The organism is Winslowiella sp. 2C04, assembly GCF_050037805.1.
Taxonomy (GTDB): domain Bacteria; phylum Pseudomonadota; class Gammaproteobacteria; order Enterobacterales; family Enterobacteriaceae; genus Erwinia; species Erwinia toletana_A.
In genome coordinates this window covers 1,126,716-1,149,901 of sequence record NZ_CP188300.1, presented here as the reverse complement: position 1 = coordinate 1,149,901, position 23,186 = coordinate 1,126,716, and the positions used below count along the sequence as shown (strand labels likewise).

Annotated in this window: 35 protein-coding genes and 1 pseudogene; 19 read left to right on the top strand and 17 right to left on the bottom strand. The window is 51.4% G+C overall.

Translation table 11 applies throughout. The features are described from left to right. Positions 1–17: 17 nt before the first annotated feature. The 12 genes and pseudogenes from ACP3TC_RS04935 to ACP3TC_RS04880 form a co-directional block, all read right to left on the bottom strand. Positions 18–311: a hypothetical protein gene (locus ACP3TC_RS04935; protein WP_426817663.1), complete on the bottom strand. Its 294-nt coding sequence runs from the start codon at positions 309–311 to the stop codon at positions 18–20. 421 nt (positions 312–732) lie between these two features. Beyond that, positions 733–969, bottom strand: a complete 237-nt coding sequence (locus ACP3TC_RS04930) for a DUF7681 family protein (protein WP_426817662.1) — start codon at positions 967–969, stop codon at positions 733–735. A gap of 3 nt (positions 970–972) precedes the next feature. Next, entirely contained in the window at positions 973–1,515 is a 543-nt protein-coding gene (locus ACP3TC_RS04925; protein ID WP_426817661.1) for a hypothetical protein, read from the bottom strand. Then, positions 1,496–2,008 carry a lysozyme gene (locus tag ACP3TC_RS04920; protein WP_426817660.1) on the bottom strand — a complete coding sequence of 171 codons (513 nt, stop codon included), beginning with the start codon at positions 2,006–2,008 and terminating at the stop codon, positions 1,496–1,498. Before ACP3TC_RS04920 ends, ACP3TC_RS04925 begins: the two co-directional genes overlap by 20 nt. A 2-nt stretch (positions 2,009–2,010) precedes the next feature. Then, positions 2,011–2,352: a phage holin gene (locus ACP3TC_RS04915; protein WP_426817659.1), complete on the bottom strand. Its 342-nt coding sequence runs from the start codon at positions 2,350–2,352 to the stop codon at positions 2,011–2,013. Positions 2,353–2,518: 166 nt separating this feature from the next. Then, a complete protein-coding gene (locus tag ACP3TC_RS04910; RefSeq protein WP_426817658.1) occupies positions 2,519–3,253 on the bottom strand; it encodes an antitermination protein in 735 nt (244 codons plus the stop codon). A gap of 97 nt (positions 3,254–3,350) precedes the next feature. Then, the gene (locus tag ACP3TC_RS04905) at positions 3,351–3,707 is read right to left on the bottom strand and encodes a RusA family crossover junction endodeoxyribonuclease (protein WP_426817657.1); all 357 of its coding nucleotides are present in this window, start codon (positions 3,705–3,707) and stop codon (positions 3,351–3,353) included. Next, positions 3,707–5,092 carry a replicative DNA helicase gene (locus ACP3TC_RS04900; protein ID WP_426817656.1) on the bottom strand — a complete coding sequence of 462 codons (1,386 nt, stop codon included), beginning with the start codon at positions 5,090–5,092 and terminating at the stop codon, positions 3,707–3,709. The genes ACP3TC_RS04905 and ACP3TC_RS04900 overlap by 1 nt, the downstream gene beginning before the upstream one ends. Positions 5,093–5,646: 554 nt before the next feature. Further along, positions 5,647–6,144: pseudogene (locus ACP3TC_RS04895) on the bottom strand (replication protein); the annotation flags it as partial. Positions 6,145–6,344: 200 nt separating this feature from the next. Next, complete coding sequence (locus ACP3TC_RS04890; protein ID WP_426817655.1) at positions 6,345–6,533, bottom strand: DUF4222 domain-containing protein; 189 nt, start codon at positions 6,531–6,533, stop codon at positions 6,345–6,347. After that, complete coding sequence (locus ACP3TC_RS04885; protein WP_426817654.1) at positions 6,526–6,849, bottom strand: hypothetical protein; 324 nt, start codon at positions 6,847–6,849, stop codon at positions 6,526–6,528. The genes ACP3TC_RS04890 and ACP3TC_RS04885 overlap by 8 nt, the downstream gene beginning before the upstream one ends. Positions 6,850–6,873: 24 nt before the next feature. Continuing rightward, positions 6,874–7,101 carry a transcriptional regulator gene (locus ACP3TC_RS04880; RefSeq protein WP_426817653.1) on the bottom strand — a complete coding sequence of 76 codons (228 nt, stop codon included), beginning with the start codon at positions 7,099–7,101 and terminating at the stop codon, positions 6,874–6,876. Positions 7,102–7,210: 109 nt separating this feature from the next. Here ACP3TC_RS04880 and ACP3TC_RS04875 point away from each other — a divergent pair, with 109 nt between their 5' ends. From ACP3TC_RS04875 to xis, 19 genes are all read left to right on the top strand, one after another. Continuing rightward, the gene (locus ACP3TC_RS04875; RefSeq protein ID WP_426817652.1) at positions 7,211–7,852 is read left to right on the top strand and encodes a helix-turn-helix domain-containing protein; all 642 of its coding nucleotides are present in this window, start codon (positions 7,211–7,213) and stop codon (positions 7,850–7,852) included. 790 nt (positions 7,853–8,642) lie between these two features. After that, positions 8,643–8,840 carry a hypothetical protein gene (locus ACP3TC_RS04870; RefSeq protein WP_426817651.1) on the top strand — a complete coding sequence of 66 codons (198 nt, stop codon included), beginning with the start codon at positions 8,643–8,645 and terminating at the stop codon, positions 8,838–8,840. Positions 8,841–9,038: 198 nt separating this feature from the next. Then, positions 9,039–9,236 carry a hypothetical protein gene (locus tag ACP3TC_RS04865; protein WP_426817650.1) on the top strand — a complete coding sequence of 66 codons (198 nt, stop codon included), beginning with the start codon at positions 9,039–9,041 and terminating at the stop codon, positions 9,234–9,236. A gap of 132 nt (positions 9,237–9,368) precedes the next feature. Further along, positions 9,369–9,509, top strand: a complete 141-nt coding sequence (locus ACP3TC_RS04860) for a hypothetical protein (RefSeq protein WP_426817649.1) — start codon at positions 9,369–9,371, stop codon at positions 9,507–9,509. A 123-nt stretch (positions 9,510–9,632) separates the two neighbouring features. After that, on the top strand, positions 9,633–10,040 hold the full coding sequence (locus ACP3TC_RS04855) for a hypothetical protein (RefSeq protein WP_426817648.1): 408 nt from the start codon (positions 9,633–9,635) through the stop codon (positions 10,038–10,040). Further along, complete coding sequence (locus tag ACP3TC_RS04850; RefSeq protein WP_426817647.1) at positions 10,037–10,171, top strand: hypothetical protein; 135 nt, start codon at positions 10,037–10,039, stop codon at positions 10,169–10,171. The genes ACP3TC_RS04855 and ACP3TC_RS04850 overlap by 4 nt, the downstream gene beginning before the upstream one ends. Next, entirely contained in the window at positions 10,162–10,362 is a 201-nt protein-coding gene (locus tag ACP3TC_RS04845) for a hypothetical protein (protein WP_426817646.1), read from the top strand. The genes ACP3TC_RS04850 and ACP3TC_RS04845 overlap by 10 nt, the downstream gene beginning before the upstream one ends. After that, positions 10,340–11,005 (top strand): exodeoxyribonuclease X, encoded by a 666-nt coding sequence (exoX, locus tag ACP3TC_RS04840; protein WP_426817645.1) that lies wholly within the window; start codon positions 10,340–10,342, stop codon positions 11,003–11,005. Before ACP3TC_RS04845 ends, exoX begins: the two co-directional genes overlap by 23 nt. 1 nt (position 11,006) lies before the next feature. Beyond that, entirely contained in the window at positions 11,007–11,672 is a 666-nt protein-coding gene (locus ACP3TC_RS04835; protein ID WP_426817644.1) for an ATP-binding protein, read from the top strand. Further along, positions 11,672–12,367, top strand: a complete 696-nt coding sequence (locus tag ACP3TC_RS04830; protein ID WP_426817643.1) for a hypothetical protein — start codon at positions 11,672–11,674, stop codon at positions 12,365–12,367. Before ACP3TC_RS04835 ends, ACP3TC_RS04830 begins: the two co-directional genes overlap by 1 nt. Positions 12,368–12,429: 62 nt before the next feature. Further along, positions 12,430–12,984, top strand: coding sequence for an HD family hydrolase (locus tag ACP3TC_RS04825; protein WP_426817642.1), 555 nt, complete (start codon positions 12,430–12,432; stop codon positions 12,982–12,984). Beyond that, entirely contained in the window at positions 12,956–13,465 is a 510-nt protein-coding gene (locus tag ACP3TC_RS04820) for a hypothetical protein (protein ID WP_426817641.1), read from the top strand. The genes ACP3TC_RS04825 and ACP3TC_RS04820 overlap by 29 nt, the downstream gene beginning before the upstream one ends. Positions 13,466–13,498: 33 nt before the next feature. Further along, positions 13,499–13,975: a class I SAM-dependent methyltransferase gene (locus tag ACP3TC_RS04815; protein WP_426817640.1), complete on the top strand. Its 477-nt coding sequence runs from the start codon at positions 13,499–13,501 to the stop codon at positions 13,973–13,975. Beyond that, a complete protein-coding gene (locus tag ACP3TC_RS04810; protein WP_426817639.1) occupies positions 13,975–14,670 on the top strand; it encodes a hypothetical protein in 696 nt (231 codons plus the stop codon). The genes ACP3TC_RS04815 and ACP3TC_RS04810 overlap by 1 nt, the downstream gene beginning before the upstream one ends. Then, entirely contained in the window at positions 14,663–15,007 is a 345-nt protein-coding gene (locus tag ACP3TC_RS04805; RefSeq protein ID WP_426817638.1) for a hypothetical protein, read from the top strand. Before ACP3TC_RS04810 ends, ACP3TC_RS04805 begins: the two co-directional genes overlap by 8 nt. A 199-nt stretch (positions 15,008–15,206) precedes the next feature. After that, positions 15,207–15,401, top strand: a complete 195-nt coding sequence (locus tag ACP3TC_RS04800; RefSeq protein ID WP_426817637.1) for a hypothetical protein — start codon at positions 15,207–15,209, stop codon at positions 15,399–15,401. A gap of 91 nt (positions 15,402–15,492) precedes the next feature. Further along, positions 15,493–16,377 (top strand): phage N-6-adenine-methyltransferase, encoded by an 885-nt coding sequence (locus ACP3TC_RS04795; protein WP_426817636.1) that lies wholly within the window; start codon positions 15,493–15,495, stop codon positions 16,375–16,377. Further along, the gene (locus ACP3TC_RS04790; protein ID WP_426817635.1) at positions 16,374–18,227 is read left to right on the top strand and encodes a DNA cytosine methyltransferase; all 1,854 of its coding nucleotides are present in this window, start codon (positions 16,374–16,376) and stop codon (positions 18,225–18,227) included. The genes ACP3TC_RS04795 and ACP3TC_RS04790 overlap by 4 nt, the downstream gene beginning before the upstream one ends. Then, positions 18,224–18,505, top strand: a complete 282-nt coding sequence (xis, locus tag ACP3TC_RS04785; protein WP_426817634.1) for an excisionase Xis — start codon at positions 18,224–18,226, stop codon at positions 18,503–18,505. The genes ACP3TC_RS04790 and xis overlap by 4 nt, the downstream gene beginning before the upstream one ends. Here xis and ACP3TC_RS04780 read toward each other — a convergent pair. From ACP3TC_RS04780 to rpoE, 5 genes are all read right to left on the bottom strand, one after another. Continuing rightward, positions 18,483–19,712 carry a tyrosine-type recombinase/integrase gene (locus tag ACP3TC_RS04780; RefSeq protein WP_426817633.1) on the bottom strand — a complete coding sequence of 410 codons (1,230 nt, stop codon included), beginning with the start codon at positions 19,710–19,712 and terminating at the stop codon, positions 18,483–18,485. The genes xis and ACP3TC_RS04780 overlap by 23 nt on opposite strands. A 491-nt stretch (positions 19,713–20,203) precedes the next feature. Next, positions 20,204–20,668 (bottom strand): SoxR-reducing system protein RseC, encoded by a 465-nt coding sequence (gene rseC / locus ACP3TC_RS04775; RefSeq protein WP_313853224.1) that lies wholly within the window; start codon positions 20,666–20,668, stop codon positions 20,204–20,206. Next, the gene (gene rseB, locus ACP3TC_RS04770; RefSeq protein ID WP_426817632.1) at positions 20,665–21,618 is read right to left on the bottom strand and encodes a sigma-E factor regulatory protein RseB; all 954 of its coding nucleotides are present in this window, start codon (positions 21,616–21,618) and stop codon (positions 20,665–20,667) included. The genes rseC and rseB overlap by 4 nt, the downstream gene beginning before the upstream one ends. Then, on the bottom strand, positions 21,618–22,271 hold the full coding sequence (gene rseA / locus ACP3TC_RS04765) for an anti-sigma-E factor RseA (RefSeq protein ID WP_313853227.1): 654 nt from the start codon (positions 22,269–22,271) through the stop codon (positions 21,618–21,620). The genes rseB and rseA overlap by 1 nt, the downstream gene beginning before the upstream one ends. A 29-nt stretch (positions 22,272–22,300) precedes the next feature. Continuing rightward, the gene (gene rpoE / locus ACP3TC_RS04760; RefSeq protein WP_052901323.1) at positions 22,301–22,876 is read right to left on the bottom strand and encodes an RNA polymerase sigma factor RpoE; all 576 of its coding nucleotides are present in this window, start codon (positions 22,874–22,876) and stop codon (positions 22,301–22,303) included. Positions 22,877–23,186: the final 310 nt, after the last annotated feature.

The following is a 23,186-nucleotide window of genomic DNA, read 5'->3' as shown; positions in this document are numbered from 1 at the left end:
GCCCGGAGGCGGCTTTATTAATTATTAATCAAGTGGTTAATAAGCATATCAATATTAACTCGGTCACTTCCATCTGAGTACCATGTATTTGGCTTTGGTTGATTAGCATCAAATAAGTCCTGAACATTTACATCTGGATTCACAAGTTTAAAGCCTGTGCTTTCTGGCTCAAAGTAGTACTTTAATATCCGACAAGAGCCTTCAGGAACCTTTCTGTAGTGACCAATCGATGAAAAATCACTGAAAATTTCAAATTTTTCAATCGCCCCATTATTCAGCTCTTTAATAATGGTTTTCAGAAGGTATTTCATGTGTAACATCCATATTCGCTAAGGGAGGTTAAAAAATACCCTTACATCTTATCGTGGTGAAGCTGATTCTTCCACTAACTAAATTTCAGCGCCTCACAGCTTAGCTAACAACCACTCCTTGTCGTAACATATTTACTTTCAACTAAATGGCGTTTCTCATGAAGAACAGAATAAGTAATGGATTTCATAGGGCAGGGCTATCAGCCGCACTCGTCATTTTCGTGATCTTCTCTGGGGCGCTAGTCTTAGAGGCGGCCAACAATGGGCATATTGCTTCTTCGATAAAGCCCTGCTTAATTGTGTTTCTTGCTTGTTTGGCTATCTATATAGTATTCCGATTGTTCGGATGGGTCATAAACGGTTTCACTAGTAAGTAACTTCATCATCAGGCGCACTCGCAAATGCGCCTTGTGATGCTCACTCAGCAGTCGTCGTCTGGTTGAGCAACTGCGCGACAGGCAAACATGCAAGCCTGCTGCATTTGCGTTTTAGCCAGAGCTACCCAGCGCGGATCAGCACCTGTCTCTTTGGAGGTTTCCAGGAGGTTGAGAAAGTGACGACTTACATCTTTCAATCGATTCATGACTTCGATATCGCCTGTAGTTAACGTGCGGTAGCCCTTCACGGTGCTTCCGTCCTGCGGCTTTGCTTCACTCATGGGTTATTTGCCTTGTCGGGTTTGTTCAATGTTTCGGATACCAGCCAGCTGACTGTTGGCCTGGTCAATCGCCGTCAGCAGCGGGTCAATCCACAGCACCGCCTGACAGTAAGTCAACGAGCTGGCGGCTTCGGTGCCATCACTGGCGCTGTCAGTGACGTCGGGATTGGCGTGCATTGCGCTGGCACGTAGACGGTTCGCGTAGTCGAGCAGCCGGCCAGCGATATCAACAGGCACAGCGAGAGCACAGGTCGGTTCAGTTTTGATGATGTTGCGATACTCAATCTCTTTCTCCTGAGCCTTGCCGCCGACTCTCACTGCGTATTGCTGCTGCTGGGCGGCTATCTGATTAAAGCGATTGAACTGTATTAACTGCGTTGCGATTACTGCTGCTTGCCGATCGTTATCGCTTTGCAGGCGCTGATTGGCGGCTGACTGGCTGCTGTACTCGCTACGGTAGTGATTAGCGATATAAGCCAGCTGCACAACGCAGAGCACCAGAGCGAACCAAATCAGGTTGCGCCAGTTATTTGCCAGCCAGATCATCAGCTGCCTCCGCTAAACAAAGTGAACGTTCCATGTCACGGCGATTCATCAGGCCACGCCATTTCTGACCACCGGCGTAAATCCAACGGCGCAACTCTTCGCAAGCGGCGTCTACGTTGCCAGCATTAAGCTTTTTCAGCAGCGTTGATTTTGAGAATGCACCAATGCCTACGTTGTAAGTGAAGCTGTAAAGCGCCGCACGCTGGTACTCACCCAGCGGAACCTGTACCAGCGGATCTACCTGGGCTTTTACCAGGCTAACACGATTCCAGAGCAGCTGGTCACATTCGCGATCGGTATAGGTTTTATTCCTGATAACGCCTTGACCGGTAATGCCATCGCAGACTGTCCAGACGCCAGCAACATCTTTGTAAGCCACATACTCGCGCCCCTCTACCCCGCCTTTACCGCCGAGAAAGATGGTTGTAATAAGCATTGCTCCGCCGCCAGCTGCCGCAATCAATTTATTTCTTAAACCTGATGAGATAGCCATTGTTAATCCTCACCAAATTTTTCTGTATGAATGTAGCCGCGTTCCTCCAGCGCTTTAATTTTCGCCAGTGAAACTTTGCGCTTGAAGTAAAAATTAATGGCAAATGTCAGCAGGGCAACAATGATGCCTGCCAGAACACCAACGGCGCTCCACTCGTCAGGACTTAGCCGGTTCAGTAAGCCGTTGGCTACCGTTCCAGCAGATGCGCCATACGCAGCGCCAGATGCCAGTTTGCTCATATCTATGCTCATGATCACCCCCGGCTCTGCCGTGGTGCTGTGTCTGGTGAGAAAAATAAAAGAGCGCCGCCCCTGCAGTTGAAATGGGGGAACCGAATAAATCATGGGGAGGCGCTGAAGTAGGTAGCCGTTCGTCTGGCTCAGAATGCAAAAAGGCCCCGCGATTGCGGAGCCTTCGAATTCGTTTGATTGTCTTTGAGCGCTAATATCGCACTATGGGTTGTATATTTATCCAGTTTCATGCAAAAAGCAATAGTCATCACGCTTTTTTTTATCTCGTAATCATACTGAAAACTGCATCAGCGCGGCTTTCCTCTATATCACATTTAGCCACCAGCTTTTCATAGAATGGCTTCCAGTTGCGCGACCAGGTTGATTGCGTCAGTTCCGGGATCAGTTTGCCTATAGCTGTCTGAGCAATGCTCGACGGCACTCTCTTGAATCCTCTGGCATTACACCGCCCGCAATCTTTTTCCACCGGAACACCCTGAATTTTTGATTTCTCGATATCACGAACCTTGCCTGTGCCATTGCAGCGGCAACGCGCTGACAACTCACCTTTACCGTGACAGGTCACACACATTTTTTCCACCAGCTGCAACTTATAATTAGGCGGCGTATGCCCGGACGTTCCTGGTTCGCCACAGCCGGGATGCGTCATTACTCTTGCTAGCGTGTTGGTTACTCCACGCCCGTTACAGTCAGAGCATTTTTTTGCATCAGCCGCAGAGCGAGCGTAATCGTCATAGGCGAACTTTGCCAGAATAAGCATGCAATGACCCAACCTGTTTCCTGCCGCTTTGCTTACCAGCTTTGGCGCAGTTTTTCGGGCATAAAGCGCCAGCTCTTTAATCGTATTTTCCCTGTCCTGCTGGCTAATGCCCGCTTTACCCAGGTATGCGCTTATACCGAAACGGGCGTTCGCCTGACACATGCCAAAAGCTGCCATCACATCGGTACCAGTCAGGCTGTCTGAGGCGGTTGCGCCGGGGCTGTCGGTGATCATCAGGCTCTTTGGGCTGAAATGTTTTAATGCTGATTCGACTCTCACTGTTTTTCCCCTCATCGTTTCGGTCTGCTCATTTGTGGTGTGGCTGTTCTTTTCAGGCGTTCTCAGTAATTTGTATGCTGCCTCTCTCCCCCCAGATTTTGGTTACGCGCCCGTCCCAGATGCGCGCATCATCGTCAAAAATGGCATCAAGCAGCGCCTTTTCGAGGTTGTCTTTGTCGGGCTTCTGCTGATGGGGCATGCCGTTCATTGCCGCACGCTTTTTCTTGCTCCAGCTGTCAGGCATCGGCAGTACAAACGTCACATGCCAGCCTGATTCCGGTAGCGTCACGCCACGAAATCGCACCTCATCGCAGAAAGCGCGGTACCGCAGAACGGCGGGACGTTTTGCCCAGCGGTCGCGCTGCGTTTGCCTTGGCTTTGGTACAGGGCAAATATCGAACACCTGCATTAAAAATCTCTCCTGCTGACGGCGCCGGGCTTCTCACGACTGATGCGCGCGGCTTCTTCCTGGTTAGTATCGAGAAAATGACCATTACGGAATTCTTGGTACACGGTGCCAAGGGTGCCGAAACGGTTCTTGGTCACGATAATCTCGGCTAAGCGCGCAGCCGGGCTGTTCTCGTTGTAGACCGCATCACGATAAAGCATGATGATGCTGTCCGCGTCCTGCTCAATACTCCCGCCATCACGCAGATCCGCATTCACGGGGCGCTTATTCGGTCGCTTCTCCACGTCACGCGATAGCTGACTCAGCGAAAGCACAGGCGTTTTAAGCTCTTTCGCCATGTTCTTAAGTCCACCAGAGATAACAGCGATCGCGAGGTCGTTACGTTCGGCCTTGGGCTTTTTGATCAGGCCGAGGTAATCCACCAGGATGAGGGACAAACCGGGATAACGGCGTTTGTGACGCTCGGCGATAGAGCGGATCTGCTCAATGCTCAGGTTTGCAGCGTCAACCATCCAAACATCAAGCCCCATCAGGCGCTTAATCCCCATGGAAATGCGTCCCCAGTCCTCATCGTTCATACGGGACGGCTTGCGCAGGCTGGATACCGGCATATTTGCTGCACCGGCGAGCTGGCGTTCGATCACCTGCTGGTTGCTCATTTCCATGGTGAAAATCAGCACGCCGCGGCGAACTTTGTGATCGCCCATTACGCGCTCTCTCGAGGCAACGCCCTCGGCCACCTTTAGGGCAAACTCGGTTTTACCCATGCCCGGACGCGCAGCAACAACGACAAAATCCTCATCGTTCATACCGCCGGTGATTTCATCCAGTTCAGCGATGCCGGTTTTCAGCGTGTTTGACTCTTCGCCATTGGTAACGCGCTGCTCCAGCACCTCGGCGTACACACCCAGCATCTCATCGATGTGTACCGGCTCAACTTCATCACTACGCCGTTTTACCTTCCCGATCTCAGCAATGAAATTATCAATGGCAGACAGCGCATTCTCATGGTTCCCGGCAGTAGAAATGTGATCGTAATGCGTTTCCATCAGTTTGCCGAAGCTCTGGATCAGGTGTTTTTCATGCACCGCCTTCGCATAGCCCTTGAGGTTTGCTGCGCTTGGCGTCGCTTTCGCCGCCTCCATCAGGGTTGCGAATTCATGACCTTCACGCGCAACGCCTTCCGCAATCAGCATGGCGTCAATCAGTTTTCGCTGCTTAGCCTGGCGCCCAATCTCGCAAAAAACTTTGCGATAGAAAGGAATCTGAAATGCTTCCGGCACCAGCGTTGCCAGTACGTCGCTTGCTTCCTGAGTAAGCCCGCCCAACAGCAGCCCACCAATCACGCTGCCTTCCAGGTAGTTATCGATCGGTTCGTTTCTCACAGCGCCCCCTCCCGCACCTTGCGCAAAGTGTCAGGCTTCATCAGATAATCAAAATTGGCGCGCCACTGGGATGGGCTTTCACCGAAGTAATATGGCCGAGCCTCCGTCAGAAACGCCGTGAAATAAGCGCGGAAAGCATCAACGGTTTTTTTACTCATGTGAGTGACAAATTCACGGATCAACGATTCGCGATCGCTATCCAGCTCTGCCACCGGCATGCGGTGGCCAGCCAGTTCGTTGTAAGCATCAACAACGGCAGCACAATCGATATCTACATAGCTTGCGTCCCATGCGTTTGCCTCAGCCAGATAGCCATCAAATCGGTTTACGCGGCAGATATTGGCCGGCTTTGCCACAGTGCCGTTACGGCGTTTCCAGGTCAGGGTCACCCAGCGCACCACCAGCTTCAATTCATCCACGGTGTATGCATCACGGGCAGAACGCTCTGTCAGTAAAACGGCAAAGGCTTCTGCAGAGCGGCAGGTGGTGCCTGTGATTTGGTTGTAATACTCCAGGACCTGTTTTGCCTGTGAGATTACCTCCTCCGAAAATTCCCCCTTGGGGGCTTTAGGGGGATTTGTTTTTATTGTCTTTTGAATAGTGTCTTTTGTGTTTAGCTGCTTTGGCGAATGGGTATTAGCCGATTCAGCTAAAGATTTATTAGCTGTATCAGCTAATGTTTCGCTGACTTGGCTAACCTTCTTCATATCCCACATCGATATGTACTTATTGACCCCAACCTTAGACCCGCCGCTGATGAGAAAACCCCGCTCAATCAGTTGGTTCTTGGCTGAGCAAACATGCGTATGGTGAATCCCGGTCATGGCTGCTATCTGCGTATTGGTAATCCTGTCCATTGGCTTGTTAAATCCGTAGGTTTTACGCATAACCGCCAGCATGATTTTCAGCTGTCGAGCGGTAAGATCTGCGAGAAGTAAGCTGTCCGTAAGCTCGTTCGCCACACGCATGAAACCATCGTCGGTATCGGCCACGCGCTGCTCCTCACGCTCTGTACGAGCGCGAAATTGAATGATTTCTGCGGTATTACTCATGAGCCATTTTCTCGCGCTTGTTGGCTTCGAGAAGCAGCCTCAATTTACTGACCGCATCCGGACTGAACCCGTGCGCAAATTGCGCACGGGTAATGTTTTTATGTACAGTATTTTGTGGTTGCGCTGGCTTGGTTTTTTGTCGCATAATTAACCTCGCTTTGGATAAGCACTGCAGTACCGGGCTGACCAGTTGCCGCTGTTCAGCCTTTCCCTTCAAACTCCCTGAAATATTTCTGGAAATACCATTTCGGTACGAAACACTCTTCGGGATAACCTGGCCGCATGAAAATAACTCTGCGTTCTTGCCGGTCGTAACTGATAACGCGGACGACAATGCCCCGCCTGTCGCGGTATTCTTTGTCGGCACCAATAAAACGATCATCATCCACCGCTTCCCCCGGCTGGTTTACGGATGTGCTCAAGCATCGACAACAGCTTTCTCGCCTCTTCCCCGGTGATCACCACGTTTTGTTCGCAACCAGGCGCCGCAACGCAGCCGGCAGGCAAGCCAAGTTCATGGATTAATTTGCAGGCCAGACCAACAAGGCTGACTTTTTTACGGCTGAGGCCTGATGGGTGTATCCCCATATCAAGCGCCAGCGGTTTGTTGCCGCGGCTAATCGCTTCTTTGTGAAAAAAACTCTCTAACGCTTCCGGTTTGCAATTCACTCGAACTGAATTGCAACTTGTTGCTACTGATTCCATTGATAATTCTCCTTAACGAAACGTTTATTGGTTAATTGGGTGGGGAAAAAGATCAGGAAGGTCTGGACGAATCTCATGAGCTAAGACTTCACCTTGAGTTGCTTCCACTATTGCAGGCACTTTTTCAGGGGATACTCGTTTTTTTCCATGCAGCCAACACCAGACATTCGGCTGGCTAACTCCAACAAGATCAGCGAATTTTTTCTGACTTCCCACTGTTTGAATAGCGCGATGGATAGCTTGATTGATCATATAAACACCCTTGGGTTTTAAATTAAGAGGAATAATACCCTTGAGTACAAGCAATAGCAATACCCTAAGGTATTTGACTAACAATACCCCTAGATATATGTTCGAAAACATGAAAACATCAAATCTTGCGGAACGATTAAAAGCGGCAATGAGCGCCAGAAACATGTCTCAGGCATCGTTAGCTGAGGCTGCAGGAATAGCTCAGCCTAGTGTGTGGAAGATCACATCCGGGAGGACGCAAAGCTCAAAGAAATTAGTTGATATCGCCAATGCACTAAAAGTTAGACCTGAGTGGCTACTGAACGGATCTGGTGATATGGATTATCAAACCAGCAGCGTGAGCTATGGTGAAGAAGATTTCCTTGCCGGAAAAAACATTTTGAATCAAGATGATAGAAATTATGGGATAGTAAGCATCCATGATGATAACGGCATTACTGGTGACAGTATTTTAGTACCCGATGAGGTCTTTGGTGCTGGTGATGTTCTAGCATTCCGGATGAAACACCCTAGTGGATTCAACGAGATACCCCAAGGATCTATCATCGTTGTTAACACAACCGAGAAACCGGGAAATGAAGATTATGTCTATGTAAATGTGAATGGAACCCATTCAGTTTACAAGTTTTTATCCAAGGGAAACTCCGGATATCTTGATTCAGGTGACAGTCGCATTCCTCTGTTAGCTGTGACAGATGAGATCAATATTGTCGGCGTAGTCGTGTTTCTCTCTCGTTTCTTCAGAAAATAAATTCTATCCAACCCCTGTCTTGAATAGAGATAGACAGGGGCAACCTCTAAATATTTTCCCACGCCCACCCGCCTCAAAGATCTAGCCACCTCCCACCCCCAATTTCTCAAACCAAAACACTGTTCATTCATACAGTATTCTTTAACATTAAACTTTACTCCCTTCCAGGTCAAGCCCATCCGTCAAAACCCAGCACTATCAAACTCAATTTTTTTTCTATTACACATCATATGCTTATACCCTAAGGATTCATTATCTTACCCTAGGGTATTGCAATGCTTAATACCTAGGGGTATGTTAATAGCCATCAGCACGACGCAGCCCACCGCAGAACGCTGAACGCTCTTTAACAATCTGGCAGTCGCGCATCGGGTAATCAATCGCATCCCTGGCAAACTGAAATAGCGTCCATCCCTAACTGACTTGGGGTGAGTCAAAGAGGCGCAATGCGAGAGACGGACCGGTGCAAGGGCCAGCGACATATGTCGGCCCCATCAACCAAGAGGAGACAGGCAAATGAAGCACTAACGCGGTTAGGCCGCTCATGCGTACCCTTATGGGTTTCGCATCGTGAAGACGACGTATTACGGTCTGGCTCCCACGGCGACGTAGTGAGGGAGAGGAAGCTCAGGCATCACTTAGTAACCGATTAGCGCCCGGCTAACGCGTAAGCAGCTTAAAAATGAAGACCGGGCAACCGGCGCTGGCCACTGCGAGAGTGTGGCGAAGTTTTCTTTGAGGTGCGGCAGCGCAGCATCAGAGAAAATTTTTAACCAGCAGAGGATTTGGAATGAAAAATGTACTTTTAATTGAAGATGACGAGACGAAGGAGTTGTTAGTAATTCCCCATTCGTCAATATGTTATTTGGTTGACAAGCATTCTGATACCCAGGGGCAGTACACTCTAATTATTCTGAACAACGGCAAGACTCAGATGCTCGACATGCCAGTAAAAGACGCTGCCGAGCAATTATTTTCCTGCGGTTAAAAATCCTCTCTGGGTGCCTTTTTCTCTCTTAGTGGGCCATACCGTTCAACGACCAAATGAAGAAACTCCGGGTAAACCTCATCGTATTTTTCAAAAAAAGACTTAGGGGTGTTTGAACCTTTCTGACTCTGTAGAAAGGCAATGGTTAGATTGTATGCAAGTCTCTGTAAATTATCTTCAGAACTCATTGGGATTCCTATGTATAAAGTTGAAAACGTTAGAGTTATGTTCATTGATGATTCTGATATTCAGGATCCAGCCGCACCTCTTGGTTATGGCGCCCTGAAGCCAGAAGTGGATAAAGCCAACCTTGAGGCGGATATCATTATTTATCAAAACAAAATGATTAAAAACCGCTTCGGTAACGCTGAAAGATTCCCTTTCACGAATGATTAACGCCTCACCAGGGCAAGTCCGGAGTACCGCGGCAGTCTGTTGGACTTAAAAGTAAAGGCGGTGGATAGCCGGGCATCATCCCGGCACCCAACGAAAAGAGCACTGCGCCGGATATGTGCCAAGCAGCCCCTGATGCAAGTTATCGGCGAGGTAGTTAGGCCGGAAAACCGCGTTCAAGCCACGCAGGGCAAGGTGGTCAAAGGCAGTGCTCTTCTCGTTGTGGTGAATGCGCAGGCTGATGCGCTATTTCAATGCGCCGTGACCAGTCCGTAAATCCGGGCCGTCATGGACCTAAGCCGGAATATCTCAGTACCGGCCATCACAACCCTCAATTGCTGTGTAGTTGTTTGCCCCCGCCTCAGGGGGCTTTTTTTCGCCCTGATAATGGAGGTAAGCATGCAGGCAATCCCCAAATTAACCGCTAACCGCCTGGCTGAGTTGCCGCCGGGAACGCCGATCCGCATCGGCACAAAGCTGGTGATATTCACCGGCTGTCGCATCAGCCCTAACTATAAGGGCGAGGAAACCACCTTCATCGATTACACCCTGCCAGACGGCACTCAGCAGTCGCATGACGAATTCACAGTCCGGCAAGCCGCTACAGAGTTTCTTGAGTCTGTTATGTGTCGTTACTGCGGGAGGTTTCGCCATCCCGAAGACACAGAAAAACGGCTCATTGTGTTCTGGAACCGCAACGAGCGTGATGATTTTTGTAGAGACAGAGATTGCGCGCAGCTCTACCAGCAGACCATCCGTATCCCCTCGAGTAAACGCCAGCACATCAAAAGGAATCTCTCACGATGAATCAGCTCTACAAAGCTCAGTTCCTGTACCGGCTGACCGGTGCCGATTTCCATCCGCGTCGCCGCACCTGGTTACTGCCGGTAATTGGCGCCGCCCTGATTGCTGCGGGGATGTGCATCGGATGGATGTAACACTGATCCCCACCAGCTTTGCCATAAACGAGGCAATGCGCGATGTCGCACAGAGGGCCATCATCGCCATCTGCGAACAAAATCAACTCGGCCCGGCTGACCTTGAGCAGCTGGCCCACCAGCTGGCGCAGCGCGACGCAGCTGCCGATGCCTTAACCGGAGAACAGCATGCCCGTATCACGCATAATTGACACCGAAACCACCAGCCTCGAAGGCGGTGTGTGTGAAATTGCCAGCGTCGACATCATCGACGGCGTTATCTGCAACCCAATGAGCAATTTCGTTAAGCCGCCGGAGCCAATCACTATTAGCGCCATGGCTATCCACCACATCACGAACGAGGATGTGGCCGGTGCGCCGCCTATCGACGCTGCTATCGACCGTTACCTCGGCGCTGATGTGTACGTCGCCCACAACGCCAAATTCGATCGCGGCAAGCTGCCGCAAATCACCGCGCCGTGGATCTGCACCATGAAGCTGTCGCGCAAGCTCTGGCCGGAGCTGGAGAGCCACGGTAACCAGTTCATGCGTTACCACCTCGGCGTTAACGCCAACGTGCCGGAGGGCCTGCACGCTCACCGCGCTCTGTATGACTGCTACGTGACAGCGGCAGTGCTGATCGAGATTAACCGCCACGCCCGCCTCACTATCGCTCAGATGCGCGAAATTACGGCCAATCCTTCCCTGTTGCACAGCATGCGGTTCGGCAAGCATAAGGGTAAGTCATTCGAGGAAATCGGCGCCATCGATCGCGGCTATCTCAAGTGGTGCCTGGCAAACATGGACCTCGACGAGGATCAGAAATTCACCATGCAGCACTATCTCGGAGGCTGATATGGGTATTCCCGTTCTTATTCTTGGTGACTCAGGGTCCGGTAAGTCGGCCAGCATGATGCACCTTAATCCTGATGATGGCTTTCTTATCAACCCCGAAAACAAGCGGCTTCCGTTCAAATCTAAAGGCTGGCAGGCGCGCGACTTCATAGCGAAAACCGGCAACGTGTTTCACACGGATTTGGCTTCTGACCTTGTGATGATTATCAAACACGCCTGGCGCGCTGGTCGTAAGTTCGTCGTGATTGACGACTTTCAGTACGTAATGGGTAACTCCTTCATGCGGCGCCGCAGCGAAAAATCTTTCGAGAAATTCACTGAAATAGGCGGCGGCGCCTGGGACGTGGTCAAGGCAGCGCAGGCCGCTGAGGATGACCTGATTGTCTACTTCCTCGCGCATACCGAAGAGACGCCCGCAGGCCGCATCAAGATGAAGACCATCGGCAAGATGCTGGACGAAAAAATCACTGTTGAGGGCATGTTCACTATCGCCCTGCGCACCTCGGTCACCGATGGCCGTTACCAGTTCACCACCCAATCAGATGGCACCGACCCGGTTAAATCGCCGATCGGGCTATTCGACAGTTTCCAGATAGATAACGACCTGAACGCCGTTGATGCGGCGATCAGGGATTACTACGAACTCAATAATGGAGTAACCGCATAATGCAGCCACAACCAATCTTTACCTTTGATCCTGAATCAGCAAAAGCAGCCGGACCCGCTGGTGCTTCAGAGGGTGGTGCATACGCAGGCATCATCAAAACTGCAATGTTCACCTCTGCCCGTGATACAGATTCACAGTCTCAGTCGATGGAGTTCGCACTTGATGCTGACGTGGGCACGATTAACTTCCTGCGCGTGTCTTACATCGGGCGCGATGGAAATCCTCTCCGGGGCGGTACCGCGATGATCAACGCCATTATGGGCCTGACGAATGTCAAAGCTCTGCATGCCACCGAGTCACGCAACGAGCAAGGCGAAACCGAGTATCACTGCAAAGAGCTTGAAGGTAAGCCGATCGGCTTTGTGCTGCAAAAGGTTCTCTATACCAAAAATGACGGGAAAGACGGCTATCGCTTTGAAATTCGCCAGGCCTTTGGTACCAAAACCCGGAAAACCTATAAAGAAGCGATGGAAAACTTGCCTGCAGAGGTGGTTGATAAGTTAGTCGCTTCCCTGACTGATAAAGACGAGCGCCAGCATGGCGGCGCTGGCGGTCCTGCCGTGAGCGGCAAGCAAAGTTCTATGCTCGGTAATCAGCAGAACAATCAGCCACAGTCTCGTCTGCAGCAAAACGCCGGCGGCCGCAACCAGCTTCAGCAGCAAGTTCCTGACTTCGACGATGACATCCCGTTCTGAATGATCCCTCTTAATCGTGGCGTCGCCCGGCGCCATCCCCTTTCTCATTCTGAGGATTTCGAATGTCCTGGAGTAATACCCTGTCGGGTAAGCACTTTAACTTTTTGAACGTCACGCCTGAAAGCATCTGCATCGATGACATTGCCGCTGCGCTATCCAATATTTGCCGCTTCACCGGCCACCTGCAGGAGTTTTACAGCGTGGCACAGCATTCGGTTCATGTGAGCTATCTGGTACCGGATGAGTTCGCGATGGAGGCTCTGCTCCACGATGCCGCCGAGGCTTACTGCAACGATATTGCCACACCGCTCAAAGCACTGCTGCCGGACTATCAGAAGGTTGGGAAGCGCGTCGAGCTGGTGATCCGCTCTCATTTCAGCCTGCCGCCGAGAATGTCCACGCCAGTTAAATACGCCGACCTGATTATGCTGGCAACTGAACGCCGCGATTTCGACATGGACGACGGCACGCCCTGGCCGATTCTGGAAGGTATCCCATGTGCGGATTTCAGCATATGTCCACAAAATCCACGGCAGGCGCGAGTTCGGTTTCTGCGGAGATTCAATGACCTGAAAGGAGGCATTTCAAGTGAGCTATTACAAATTCACCACGCCTGATGCGCTGGCTGCATGGGATGCGATGGAAAAGAAAGAAGCCGAAGTGCGTCAGCATGGTAAAGAATTCGCTGCTTTGTTTGGCGGCAACCCTGTTTTCCGCAACGACCTCACCCGCGCCAGCTTTTATGGCGTGCGCTTCGAAAGCAATCCGTATATCTCAGCGGAGCTGTGGACAAAACCGAATGGCAACAATGGCTATTCCAGCACTCCAAAAGTTAAAGCGCCAAAAGGGATGGGCAAGGAAGCTAAAGCGCTGGCAGCTAAATGGAAAGAGAATTATCCCACGCTGAAACTTGATCGTGAGCCAATGCTTGATGCTCTCGGCCTCGACTGGGGGATGCTGTTTATAACCGGCTGCCATTACTTCCGACATGGTGATGCCATCTACGTTGAAACCGGAGCAAGGCCTAAAACATCGGCAGGGGCCATCGAAATAATTGGCAGCGAGTTCAATGAGGCTAAGTCCGCAGCAAAAGCCTGATTAACTGCTCAATACTGCTTCAGGGTATTAACCATGAATAAAACCATCCTCGATATGTGCTGCGGCTCACGCATGTTCTGGTTCAACCGTGCGGATCCGCGCGTCGTATTCTGCGACATCCGCAGTGAAAGCCATGTTCTCTGCGATGGGCGGCAGCTGGAAATCGCCCCCGATGTGATTGCAGACTTCCGCAAATTACCGTTTGAACCAGACACGTTCGGTCTGGTCGTATTCGACCCACCCCATCTGGAACGCGCGGGCGAAAATGGCTGGCTGCGCAAAAAGTATGGCGTCCTGAATCGGGATACATGGCGCAGTGACCTCTCAGCCGGTTTCAGTGAAGCATTTCGCGTACTCAAGCCGGGCGGCGCTTTAATTTTTAAATGGAATGAAACTCAGATTGCTACAAGGGAAATTCTGGCACTTACCGACCAGAAACCAGCGTTTGGCCACCCGTCAGGTAAAAGAGCTAATACACACTGGGTTTGCTTTATGAAGGAGGTTATCTAATGTCCAGCCTTATCCGCTTTATCCGTGATGTAAGCAGCCACCATCTACACGTTATCCGTGATGATGGCTTATACCGTCATCTGCGATTTGAGCGCCCAAACACCAACGCATATTACTTCGATATCGTCACATGGCCGGGATACCTGACCGTTACCGGCGATATGGGAACGTGGACGTTCAGCCGTATCACCGACATGTTCGAATTTTTCACCGACAGCCATTTCGGGAGTCGGGAGAGCTTCCAGATAAATCCTCAATACTGGTCTGAGAAATTCGAGTCCGGTGCTGGAGGTTCACGATATGACAGCCCCTGCTTTGAGTTCGACGATGAGGATTTCCAAAAGAGTCTGAACGAGTGGCTGGCTTGCTACATTGCAGAATGCGAAGACGAGCACGATCGTGAAATGGCGAAAGATGCCGTATCTGAACTGGTTAGCGAAGAATACCGTAACGCGTGGATGGCTGGTCAGGCTGTGAATGATGCCGTCTTCCCCAGTGACGTGAGTAACTGGGACATTCTGGACGAAATGGGAAGTCTGCAAAAGCACAGCCACCACTATATCTGGATCTGCTACGCGATCGTGTGGGGTATCGAGCGCTACAACAATCAAAAACTAACTCTAAAAGCCATGGAAACCTTCCTCGCTTTTAGTCCAATGCGCTCTGATGATCGGGGGGAGGTGAGCAATGGCTAAATCCTCCGCCGAACGCAAAGCCGAGCAGCGGGCGCGCCAGGCAGAGTCAGGTATCAAAAGACTGGATCTGACACTTGATGCGCAGGAAGTGCAAATGCTCGAGCAGAACTGCGCAGCCCGACGCCCCTTCCGTGATCCTTACGACATAAACGAGTATTTATCTCTTCTCATCCGCAAAGATAATGCCGACCTGCAACAGCAGCTGGCTGAACTCAATAACCGCTGCTGTGAGGAGTGCAAAGACAAATTGCCTGGTGATCCAAACGGATGTTACTTCCAGTCGATTGGGGATTCTGAGTGCTGGCAAACTTTCGGATGGCATGACTTAAAACTGTAATCGTGACAGGTCACAACACCTAAATTTTACCTGACCGCCTTGAGCGGCTTTTTTATGCCGATTCACCATGAAATCAATTATTCGGGCGCACCTCGCACGACACCATTTTCTCTATTCCAGCATCCGCACGGCGGCCGTGCTGATCCTGCTACTTATCGCCACGTTAACTGTGGAGCTGTATCTCTGACGAGGTGATTCTATGCAAACTCAACTGCTGGAGGGAAAGCCTATTGGGACGGCCGGCAGGTTACCTGCCGCTGTTCCGCATATGAGTTCCCGCACCGTTTTTCTGGTGGCCGATGCAATGGCTATCACATGGCTAAAAACTGCTTTGAAAACCGTCTCAGCTGCATGCACTGCAACTGTCTGCACGCTGGCGGTTGTGACGTTGTAAACGAAACCGAAAGCCCTTCTGAATGCCCCTACGTGCTTGATTTCTGCACTTACTACCAAATAAAAATCAGCTGATCCGGAGCGGCAATACAATGACCGATCACATTAAAAACCCTTACTGCGCTGCGCTCAAAGCCCTACGCGCAGCGCCCACGCACAAGCTAAAAGAAGTCGGCGACCAATGGCGATCACCTGATGCGCTCTGGTGGGGTATCAACTCGCTTTATGGTCCGTTCGTGCTTGACCTGTTCGCCGATCGGGATAATGCCAAATGCGAAGCGTTTTACACCGCTGAGGATAATGCGCTGACGCAGAACTGGTCAGCGCGGCTGGCAGAGCTGAACGGTGCAGCATATGCCAACCCGCCCTATTCCCGCGCCAGCAAGCATGAAGAGCAGTACATCACCGGCATGCGCCATATCATCGCCCACACGATGGCAATGCGTGATGCAGGCGGTCGCTACGTTTACCTGATTAAAGCGGCAACAAGCGAAACATGGTGGCCGGAAGAAGCGGATCACATCGCTTTTATTCGCGGGCGTGTCAGCTTCGACCTTCCGGCCTGGTACCGTCCAGCACCGGGACAACCCTCAGAGTCAACAGCAGGTTTTGGCGCGGCAATTGCGGTGTTCGATAAAAACTGGCGTGGTCCGTCGATGGGCTATATCAGCCGTGACGAACTGGAAGCGCGCGGCGCGGCATTTATGCGTCAGATTGAGTTGGCGGCAGCCAGAATGCAGCCACAAATCCAGCGACAGAATATTCAGGAAAATATTCCTGATCCCCCTAATGACGTCTGGCCTGCAGAGGTAAACCTGATAGCCAGCCAGATTAAATGCCTCCCTGATCTGCCAGCGATGCACCGCCGAAAAGTCATGCAGCACATCAATACGATGCTGCTGGAACGCCAGCCAACCGGCCTGATCATGATTGCAGCTCAGGCACTAACTGATACCTTCGGAGAACACGCCCTATGAGAGAAATCATCGTCGACAACTTCGCCGGCGGCGGCGGCGCAAGCACCGGTATTGAAATGGCAACCGGGCGCAGCGTGGATATCGCTATAAACCATGACCCTAACGCGATCGCCATGCATACAACCAATCACCCGGACACGCTTCACTATTGCGAGTCGGTATTCGATATCGATCCGGTTGCTGCAACCGCTGGCGCTCCTGTTGGCCTGGCTTGGTTCTCGCCGGACTGCCGTCATTTCAGCAAAGCTAAAGGGAGTAAACCCGTTAAAAAGGAAATTCGCGGGCTGGCGTGGATTGTTGTGCGCTGGGCGCTGGCGAAACGACCGCGCGTAATGATGCTTGAGAATGTCGAAGAATTTAAAACGTGGGGGCCATTGCTTGCAGAAGAAGAACGTCCCGATCCGGCGCGCGCTGGTGAGACGTTCGCCTCATTCGTTGGCATGCTGGGTACCGGCATTGATGCTAATCATCCTGCACTGGATGAAGTGTGTGACTTCCTGCAGATTGAACGCTATAGCGCTGATGCACAACGACTGATTACCGGCCTGGGATACGTTGTGGAATCTCGCGAATTGCGCGCATGTGATTATGGCGCACCAACTATCCGCAAACGCTTCTTTATGGTGATGCGTTGTGACGGCCAGCCAGTATCGTGGCCAAAGCCTTCACACGGTGATCCGAAAAGCCTGGCGGTGCAGAGTGGCCAGCTTATGCCCTGGCGCACTGCCGCTGAGTGTATCGACTGGTCATTACCCTGCCCCAGCATTTTTGAACGGCCACGACCGCTGGCTGAAAATACGCTGCGTAGAATTGCCCGCGGCATTCAGCGCTTTGTGCTGGATAACCCGACGCCGTTTATCGTGAAGTGCAATCACACCACCAGCAAAGGCAGTTACGACTGCTTCCGGGGGCAGGGTCTGGATGCGCCACTGCAGACGATCACCCGTAAACATGGCTATGCGGTCGTTACCCCGCACATCACCAAATTCCGCACCGGAGCCACCGGGCAGGAAATGAATCAGCCAGTGCCTACCGTAACTGCCGGCACCGCCGTGCGCCCGGGTGGTAATGGTCATGCGCTGGGTATGGTTGAAGCCAGGCTGACGCCGTTCATCGCTGGCGCTGGCGGTTCAGAATACCAGGGCAAGCCGCGAAGCTGTGAAAAGCCCACTCACACGATTCTCAAGGAGTCCCGCTCCTGCCTCATTGCCCCGGTGATCGCCAGGCAGTTTGGAAACAGTACAGGTCACAGTGTGGATCAGCCCAGCGCAACGGTAACTGCCGGTGGCGGCGGTAAAAGCCAACTTGTTTCAGCGTTCCTCGCTAAACACTTTGGCGGGAATTATACCGGCCCAGGTGCCTCACTGGATGGCCCAGCGCATACGGTGACGACTACCGATCATCACGCGCTGGTCACCTCCAGCCTGATAAAGCTGCGCGGAACCTGCAAAGATGGCCAGCGAACCGACCAACCGATGCCAACGATTACCGCTGGCGGTCAGCATGTTGGCGAGGTGCAGACGTGTCTGGCGGTTGAGAACTACGATGAAGCGCGTGCGGCGATGGTCAGAGAGTTTCTGCACCAGCACGGGCTGAATGAGTTCACCCTCATCGACGGAGTGAAATTCCGGATCGTTGATATCGGTATGCGCATGCTGCAGCCACATGAACTGTATCGAGCGCAGGGCTTCCCGGCCTGGTACATCATCGATCGGGATTATCGCGGCACTAAATACGCAAAAGATAAACAGGTTGCCCGCTGTGGCAATGCGGTACCGCCGCCATTAGCTGAGGCTCTGGTGCGCGCCAATCTACCAGAAATGTGTATTACGGAGGAAAAAGTAGCATGAAAGATAACGAGAGCTGGATGGACACCAAAGAAGTTTGTGAACATCTGTGCGTTTCAGCACGAACACTTGAGCGGTACCGGAAAAGAGAAGATGAATCTAACCCATTTCCGGAACCGGATGATTACTGCATCGGACGCGCAAATAAGTGGAAGCGCGCAAAAGTGCTGGCGTGGCAGCAGGCTGAAGTGCAGCAGCCAAAAAGAAAGCCGCTGCAGCACATCCACGGCAAGTTCCATCGTGATCAGTTCGGGCGTATCACCCGGCACTGCGCGGCGTGAACTCCAAAATATCAGGCTCAATAATACTCATTAACCGCGCCCACCACCTACCGTACGCCTCCCGCATTTCATCCATATACTGATATTTGTCGTACACGCCCAGCACGCCAGGCAGCGCATGCCCCAGCATCTTCTCAGCAACAATGGGATCTGCCAGCTCAGAGAAGTTTGTGCGGGCGGTACGCCGCAAATCGTGTACGGTGAAATGCGGGACATTCTCCTGATAAGCTTTGAGCATGAATTGCCGCAGGTTGGCAGTAATGCTCAGGTGATTTCCTTCCTGCATTGGCTCATCCTTCTTACCAGAAAAAACAAACTCACCTGGCGCTATTTCCATCGCCTGCTTCAACAGCGGAACAATCTCCGGAATGATTGGGCGCAGAATAGGTTGTCCGGTCTGTCGCCCGGTTTTATGGTTCTCAGCTGGCACAGTCCATATCCCGTCAACGAAATCGAAATCCCCTTCTCTGGCCAGTCGCAATTCTGACAGGCGGCATGCGAAGAACAGCAGCAGTTTAAGCAGTAGTTTGTTCCTCTCCATAAGCCTCGAATCGTCGATCGCCATCCAGACCATGGCTATTTCCTTTCGGTCCAGCACCCTCTTACCCATTCCCTTTTTAATACCGAAGTCGCGGCCGGTCAGCTCACTTAGTGGGTTAACGGTCAGAATTTGCCGCTTCACAGCCCAGCTGTAACACTGCTTCGTGTTGCTGATTACCCGTTTTGTGATTTCACTGTAAGCCTTTGACAGGCGGTCCAGCAGCATCAGCCAGTTGTGCAGCGTCAGTTCTCCCGCCGGATACTTCCCGACCTTCGGGAAAACGTGAAGTTCGAACGACCGTAGAATCAGAGGTGAGCTTTCTTTCTGAATGCAGACCACGCCAAACCATTCGCGGAACAGCTCTTCGAACGTGAACTGATTTTTGATCTTCCCACGTTCCAGATCACGTTTGATTTTCGGGTTATCGCCGCGCGCTAGAACCGCAGCCCACTTTTCAACTTCTTCACGGGCATCCTTTAACCCCAGTTGCGGATAGCTGCCGATCGTCATTTTGTCCTGTTTACCCAGGTACCGGTAACGATAGAAAAACGTCACTGCTCCCTTAACCGACACGCGTACCCACAGACCATCGCGGTCTGATTTTTCCACTACCTTTTCCCGCTCTTTATTCAGGCAGGATTTCAGGTAGCTATCTGAAATAGCCATATTGTTTTGCCCCCCCGTGTCCATGATGGACACACTGCAACGAGCCAATAGTAAAATATGGACACGCTTATGGACAGTAAAATGGTGGCTTACATGGTCGGATCGTGGCGTAGGTTGTCGGGGGTGGTTTGGGTTTAATTCAGAAGGGGCGCGGCTTGATGAGGTGTTTTTGTCGTAGGTTGTCGTAGCTTGTCGGGCAGTTAATTATCGATGTGAGCGATGATGGAGAAATTTCGTATGTGCTTCATTATGGAGACTTTTCTGCCTTACAAATTCTGGAACTCTCGCGACGGGAAATCCTGGAGAGTATCATTTCACAGGCGGACTTTTGTCCGAAAGGCTGCATTCTACACTACATATCAGAGTCGTGGAATCATCGTCAGCAAGCGATAAACGTAAGAAAAAGCAAGTTGAGGAATTTTTAGCAGGATTAGGGGGGAAATTGCGGGCTGTAATCGATAACTGGCCGCCGCTACAGCGGCTTCGGCCAGCTAAACCTCACTCTCAACGCGCAGAATATCAGGCGGTAAAGAAACGCTTAAAATAACCGGCTGGAAGGCTTCACGGTCACCAAAACGGCTGGAAATTCCTTTCGCTACGATAAAACCACCGATCCCCCCCAGCAATGCGCCAACCGCCGCCGCCAGATCGCTGTGGAACAGACTCTGAAACACACCGGCCAACACAAATAACCCCAGTAATGGCGTCATATACACCAGCAGTGCCGATCCCAGCAGGCTGCTCTCTTTGATACCCAGCTCGATACGCTGCCCGGCTTGCAGCGGCTTTTCGCTGGCAATATGCATCACATGGGCATTTTTCGGCCCAAGTTTATTTAGCATATGGCTGCCACAGCCCTTACGCGCTGAGCAACTGTTACATGAGGTTTTAATCTCGGAATGTAGCGTAGCGATTCCGTCTTGCCACGAAACCACCGTGGCCCATTCTCTCATCATCGTTTGGTTCCAAAATCAATACTGTCAGCAATGCGTTTAGTGGTTGATGGCGGAAGCTCACCGACCACGGTAATTTCAGCATTATCGCGCACTACAGTCTGCACCGTACGACGTCCTGTGCGCAATAGCTGCGCAGAACTGCTTTTATCGGCCGGGCTGATATTAATCGAGAAACTAAACAGACCATCAGAGTAAAGCCGTGATTCAACGGGTTTATTCAGCGAGGGAATCGTACGGCGACTCTGGGAAATCTGCTTCATACCGCCCGGCAACCAGTCTGGTTTCCAGTTCAGCGTTACCTTTTCCATCGCAGGAACCGAAAGCGATGGCGGCAGGCTGGCTTTTTCCAGCCCCTGCATCAGGTTACGCACACCTTCATCAACCGCAAAGCTCACCACGCGATACTGTTCCAGTGTCTCACCGTCACGATCCAGTAAGTCAACGCGCAATGGCAGCTTAGTTTCGCTGTCCATCCAGACAATATAGCTGTAGCGCGTGCCATCGCGTGCCACGATACGAATCACTTCACACATCTGATCGGCAATACGCGTACGGCCGACGGCGATAAAGTCATAGCTGTCAGTTAATTTCTGGAAATCGGCATTAACCACTGACGGCAACGAATCAATAATATGCGACCCTGCCAGGGTGAAAGGCTCAAGGCCGGGTTCGAAATAGCTAATATCGTTACCACGCTGAATGATTTCACGACGCGGTCCGTCCATCTGCAACAGCTGTGCAAAGACTTTGTCGTCGATAACCGCATGGCGATAACGTAGCGATTCGATCCCCAGTCTGGAGACGTTGATATAGGCAAGTTCGTAATTGAGAGACTGACTAGCCTGCTCCATCTGCTGTAATAGCGCCCCGGACGTGGTTTGTGCCGGGGCGACAGATGAATACAACAGGCTACCAGCCATAAGGCTGACGGCACACCAGAATTGCTTCATTACTGCTGTTGAATTCCTAAAGACTGATTTCCTGGAACCTGAACAGCCGCTTGCTGTGGCGTGTTCTGTTCAAACTGCAGCTGCTCTGAGTGCAAACGGCGTTGCAATTCATAATCCTGCAACAACGCATTGACCCGACGACGCTGTTCCTGCACCTGCTGAGGCGCATTAGAGGCATTCGCATTGTCGGCCGGCACGCCAAGGCTCACCGGAGAGGCTTTCCCCATCATCGGTAAAGTATTGAATACCGGAGATTCAGATTGCTGGCTACCATCCTGCTGTGGTTGATTATAGTGCTGCACACCGACGATTACCGCCAGTGAGACACATGCCGCAACCCCCACCTGAGTGATTTGCGCGGCCCACGGACGCACTTTGGCCCAGAATGGCATTTTTTCCCAGCGTTCAGGCTTGGGCTGCACTTCCGGAATCAGTGTAGTGACTTTACGAACAGGCTCATTTTCGATGGCCGCAGCAACGCGTGCTGCAATATCAAAATGCACAACCTCTCCGACATCGCCACGCAAAGTGTCGCGGATAAGATGATAGCTTTCCCAGCTTTGTTGCAGTGTGGCGTCTTTAGACAATGCGGATAAAACTTCGTTATCCAAAGCCTCACCGTCCATTAAAGCGGAAAGTTTTTCTTTCTGCATGCCTTAGTACCTTCCTGTGTCCGTTATCGCTAACGTTGGATAAGCGGTTGAACTTTATTATCGATAGCTTCACGCGCACGAAAGATGCGTGAACGTACCGTACCCACCGGACAATCCATTATAGCCGCTATCTCTTCATAGCTCAGGCCATCCAACTCACGTAGCGTTATCGCCATACGCAGGTCTTCAGGGAGTGACTCAATGGTACGAAAAACTATCTGTTTCAATTCTTCAGACAACATTAAGTTCTCAGGGTTCGAAATTTCTTTCAACGCACCTGCACTTTCGAAGTTTTCAGCATCGATGGCATCCACGTCACTGGATGGCGGACGACGCCCCTGAGCAACCAAATAGTTCTTCGCTGTATTCACCGCGATGCGGTACAGCCAGGTATAAAATGCGCTATCGCCACGGAATGACTCCAGTGCGCGATACGCTTTGATGAATGATTCTTGCACCACATCAGGCACATCGCCCGATGGAACGTAGCGCGAAACCAGGCTTGCCACTTTATGCTGGTAACGAACAACCAGTAAATTGAATGACTTCTGATCTCCATTCTGCACTCGCTCGACGAGAACCTGATCCGTTAACTGCTCGCTCATCCGAGGTAATGTCTCCCCAAATTTGTCTCCACGCGTAACTGAAATACCAGCAATGACTCAACTTTCTGAGCAAGCACTCGCTTAGAGTAACCATTCTGTCGTAAGTTCATTTACACCATCATATTAGTCGTACCGCCGGGTTTTTTAACACTTCGGATGGTTATTTTGCTTTCTCATGAAGTGTATGCCACCACCATTCCTTTCACATCTCAACCTGATATGAATCCCGACGGACGCCCGCAGAGTAACGCATGAAGCCGCGCTTTTCATCTCTAAAAGCCGTTTATTCGCTAAAGTTCGCAATAATAAA